Raw genomic sequence first — 4,836 nt, 5'->3', positions numbered from 1 at the left:
GTTAAAGGAGTAAACATCTTTTCCCTTTACCCCTTGCCCTTTACCCCGCCAAGTTTCCTTGGCGAACTACTAGAGCTACGCCTACGCATTTTTTGAGTAGATTAACAATAGACCATCTCAAAGGCAGTTTATGACTTCTTTTAATTCAGTTGAAGATTTGGTACTAGTTGCTGGTGCTACTGGTGGAGTGGGGCAACTAGTGGTAGGCAAATTACTAGAAAAGGGTTTGAAAGTTCGGGTTCTGACACGCAATGCCGCAAAAGCCGAAGAAATGTTTAACCAGAGAGTGGAAATTGCCGTTGGTGACATCCGCCAGCCAGCTACACTGCCAGCCGCAACCCAAGATGTGAGCCACATCATAAGTTGTACTGGAACCACAGCCTTTCCCTCTGCGCGATGGGAGTTTGACCAAACCCCAAACTTAATTGAATGGGGAATCACTTTCCTTAACCCTAAATCTAGTGAAGCAAAAGCAAAAAATAGTCCGGAAAAGGTCGATGCTCAAGGTGTGAGCAACTTAGTGGCAGCAGCACCCCGCAATTTGAAACGGTTTGTTTTCGTCTCTTCTTGCGGAATTCTGCGTAAAAATCAGTTTCCTTTTAGCGTTCTCAATGCTTTTGGCGTGTTAGATGCCAAACAGAAAGGCGAAGAGTCCATTATTAATTCAGGATTACCCTACACCATCATCCGTCCAGGACGCCTGATTGACGGGCCATATACTTCATACGACCTCAACACCCTCCTGAAGGCAAAAACTGGAGGTAAATACGGTGTGGTAGTCGGCACTGGGGATACGCTTTCAGGTGATACCAGCCGGATTGATGTAGCAAACGCTTGTGTGGAATGCCTTTTACACCCAAGTAGTTCTAGGAAAATTTTTGAAATAGTCAACCAGGGACAAAGACCACCTGCGATTGACTGGGAAACTCTTTTTTCTAAGCTCAAGTAAGTAGTTAGTGCTGAGTAGTATTTTATCCGATGCCCGACATCAAAATACTGCTGATTATACGGTATTACGGCAGTGATACCTGCGGTTCTTACTAGCTTAGGCGTCTTTTAATCTTCTTCTATTCTCAGTGCTTTTGTAATTTATTACCTCTAAAGACGGCAAACACCACTCTACCGTTACGGTTCACCCTAATTACTGAAAGTATTAATTCCCATACATTAGACAGAGTGAAGGCAATAAATCCATGAAACAACTAAAAAAACTATTTAGTTAGTTTAACCGTCCTAAGTAAGGTTCGGGAAACCACCCTTCATGGACTGGCTAACACTAAGCTTCAGTATATATATCAGCATATCTGGAGTTTTAACTCCAGAAAAGCCAAAACAAAGGTATTCATGCTGAACTGGCTGATTTATTGACCCTGTTGGTTAAAAATTTAGTCCTTTATATTCTCATTCATTCATTTGTAGTTATACGGAGCCAGCACCTAAAATGGCAAAAGTAGTTGGAATTGACTTAGGAACAACGAACTCCTGCGTGGCAGTGATGGAAGGTGGTAAACCCACAGTAATTGCTAATGCTGAAGGTTTTCGGACAACGCCATCAGTAGTCGCATTTGCGAAAAATGGCGACAACTTGGTTGGTCAAATCGCCAAGCGCCAAGCGGTGATGAACCCCGAAAATACGTTTTACTCAGTCAAACGCTTTATCGGACGCCGCTTCGAGGAAGTAAGTAACGAAGCTACGGAAGTTTCTTACAAAGTCCTCAGCAGCAACGGCAATGTCAAATTAGATTGTCCGATAGCTGGTAAACCGTTTGCTCCTGAAGAAATTTCTGCAAAAGTTCTTCGCAAACTAGTTGAAGACGCCAGCAAATACCTGGGTGAAACTGTAACCCAAGCTGTAATCACTGTTCCCGCATACTTCAATGACTCGCAACGCCAAGCGACAAAAGACGCTGGTAAAATTGCCGGGATTGAAGTTCTACGGATTATCAACGAGCCTACTGCCGCTTCTCTGGCATACGGATTTGACAAGAAGAGTAACGAAACCATTCTCGTATTTGACCTTGGTGGTGGTACCTTCGACGTATCCGTACTGGAAGTAGGAGATGGAGTTTTTGAAGTACTAGCCACATCTGGTGACACCCACCTTGGTGGTGACGACTTTGATAAAAAAATAGTTGACTTCTTAGCTGAGAAGTTCAGAAAAGCCGAAGGTATTGACCTGCGGAAAGATAAGCAAGCTTTACAACGTCTGACTGAAGCGGCAGAAAAAGCCAAAATTGAGCTTTCTAGCGTTAGCCAAGCAGAAATCAACCTGCCATTTATCACCGCTACCCAGGATGGGCCCAAGCACCTGGATACAACTCTAACTCGCGCTCAGTTTGAAGAACTTTGCTCTGACTTAATCGACCGTTGCCGTATCCCTGTGGAAAATGCCCTTCGGGATGCCAAGTTAAACAAAGGCGATATTGATGAAGTGGTGTTAGTTGGTGGTTCTACCCGCATTCCCGCAGTCCAACAGATTGTGAAGCAGGTATTGGGTAAAGACCCCAACCAAACCGTCAACCCTGATGAAGTCGTAGCAGTCGGTGCAGCTATTCAAGCCGGGGTACTGGCTGGTGATGTAACTGGCATCTTGCTGTTAGACGTAACACCGCTATCTTTAGGTGTTGAAACATTGGGCGGCGTGATGACCAAAATTATCCCCCGCAACACAACAATTCCCACCAAGAAATCGGAAGTCTTCTCCACTGCTGTGGATGGACAAACCAACGTAGAAATTCACGTCCTCCAAGGTGAACGCGAATTCTCTAACGATAACAAGAGCTTGGGAACCTTCCGCCTCGATGGTATTCCTCCTGCACCACGCGGCGTTCCTCAAATTGAAGTGGTGTTCGATATTGACGCCAACGGTATCCTTAATGTTACCGCTAAGGACAAAGGTACTGGTAAAGAACAGTCCATCAGTATAACCGGCGCTTCTACTCTGGATAAATCTGATGTTGACCGGATGGTAAGAGAAGCTGAACAAAATGCTTCATCTGACAAAGAACGGCGTGAGAGGATTGAACGCAAGAACCAAGCCGACTCTTTGGCATACCAAGCTGAAAAGCAGCTACAAGAATTGGGTGATAAAGTTCCCGATGCTGACAAGACCAAAGTTGAAGGTTTGGTGAAAGAACTGCGGGAAGCAGTTGCTAAAGAAGACGATGAGCAAATCAAGAAGCTCACCCCAGAATTGCAACAAGCGCTATTCGCTGTTGGTAGCAACATCTATCAACAAGCTGGTGGCGGTGCTACACCTGGTACTGAACCTCCTCAAGATGGTGGTTCCACATCTGGTGGTAGCGGCGACGATGTAATTGACGCTGATTTTACAGAGAGCAAATAATTCCCCTACTTCTTATTGGGAAGATTATTTAGTCCCACCTCATATTACCCACTCAGGCAAATGCCTGAGTGGGGATTTTTTTTAGGGAGTTAGGAGTTAGGAATTATATAAGTTCGGTTAATCTCTTATGCCATATCCACAAGCACCTTGGACACTTCAAGGCTACGCTATCCAAACTCTACATTTGGTAAATATTGACCAAGTGCGCCCTTTGATTCCCTTAGAGTTAGAAATTATTTCTGTATGGCCTGGTAAGACTCTCGCTAGCGTGTATTTATCTCATTATGGGTCAGGCTCGGTACTGGAGTACAGCGAGTTAATTGTTGTCCCAGCTTTAGTTAATTACCAGAGAAAAATCGGTGGCTGGGTTTCCCATATTTATGTAGATAATGCTGATTCGGTGGCTGGTGGTCGAGAAATTTGGGGACTACCAAAGGAATTAGCTAAGTTTACCTGGCAGCAAGGAAACCATGTTACTGTGCATCAGGAGAACCGGAAGCTTTGTAGCCTCAACTATAATCAACAAAGCTTGGCATGGAGACAGTGGTTAAGTGCCTCTGCTTTTAGCGCCAAGGGTGCCGATTTGCTGATGTTCCCTGCTGAAGTTGAGTCTGTATTGGGTTTGATTGGTTCTAAGTTAGAAATTCCCGCCGAAAGTCCTTTTTCGGGAATAGGTTTAGGTCAACCTTGGTTAACTGTGCGTTGTGAGCAGATGAGTTTGCGGGTTGATGCGCCAAAACTCGTTGCTGAAATGGGTATTTAGTCCACTGCGGCGGAAGTTTGCCTACTTTTGTTATTTGGAAGTCCCTAAATAAGAAAAGTCAGAAAAATTTTTCTACCCAAACCCAAAAGCTTGAGATATCGAGGTTTGGGATAGGTACGACAGCGCAAGAAGAGTGCGTTCAGTTGTGCATCAATTCACTTTTAACGCCCCCAAAGCTTTTAAAGTTCCTACCTCTGCTTCAGTCAACCCGATCGCTTCAGTAATAATCATGCCTTCATACGGGCGGACTGGTCTGAAAGTTTGCCGACATTGCCCCGTAGTAATACCCCAACAGTTGATTGTTTCATCCCAGCTACCACTGAGAAGAGTTTGAGCGTCGTGGTTCAGATTAAGCGGCCATACCCAGTTGAGATGATTCTGTAGTGTAGCAAGGCAGTCTCCAGTAACTACATTCCAAATTTTGATGGTACGATCGCTACTACTACTAATCATGCGATCGCCATCGTCGGTGAACAAAATACAGAGTACCTGGCTGGTATGTCCAGAAAATGTACGCAGACAAACCCCTGTGTGGATGTCCCACAGCCGCACCAAGGAGTCATCACCACCAGTAGCGACATACTGAGTATCTGAACTTACTGCAACTGCCCAAACACGGTTAGAGTCTGCCTCCCATGTATGAGGACAATCGCCTGTTTCAATATCCCAGCGTTTAGCTAGATCAGCAGAAGCCTCACACTCACTCTTAGGAGTGTGAGATGAATGC

Annotated in this window: 4 protein-coding genes; 3 read left to right on the top strand and 1 reads right to left on the bottom strand. The window is 45.0% G+C overall.

The features are described from left to right. Window positions 1-130 precede the first annotated feature (130 nt). The 3 genes from VB740_RS35830 (at window position 131) to VB740_RS35820 (ending at window position 4,109) form a co-directional block, all read left to right on the top strand. Complete coding sequence (locus VB740_RS35830) at window positions 131-949, top strand: SDR family oxidoreductase (protein WP_323204555.1); 819 nt, start codon at window positions 131-133, stop codon at window positions 947-949. 492 nt (window positions 950-1,441) lie between these two features. After that, complete coding sequence (gene dnaK / locus VB740_RS35825; protein ID WP_323204554.1) at window positions 1,442-3,346, top strand: molecular chaperone DnaK; 1,905 nt, start codon at window positions 1,442-1,444, stop codon at window positions 3,344-3,346. Between the two features lie 127 nt (window positions 3,347-3,473). Continuing rightward, the gene (locus VB740_RS35820; RefSeq protein WP_323204553.1) at window positions 3,474-4,109 is read left to right on the top strand and encodes an acetoacetate decarboxylase family protein; all 636 of its coding nucleotides are present in this window, start codon (window positions 3,474-3,476) and stop codon (window positions 4,107-4,109) included. A 150-nt stretch (window positions 4,110-4,259) separates the two neighbouring features. Here VB740_RS35820 and VB740_RS35815 read toward each other — a convergent pair. Next, a partial coding sequence (locus tag VB740_RS35815; RefSeq protein ID WP_416291300.1) for a WD40 repeat domain-containing protein occupies window positions 4,260-4,836 on the bottom strand: 577 nt, incomplete at its 5' end.

Source organism: Nostoc sp. UHCC 0251, assembly GCF_034932245.1.
Classification (GTDB): domain Bacteria; phylum Cyanobacteriota; class Cyanobacteriia; order Cyanobacteriales; family Nostocaceae; genus Nostoc.
Note: the sequence above shows the minus strand (reverse complement) of the source record. Positions and strands in the feature narration are given on the sequence as shown.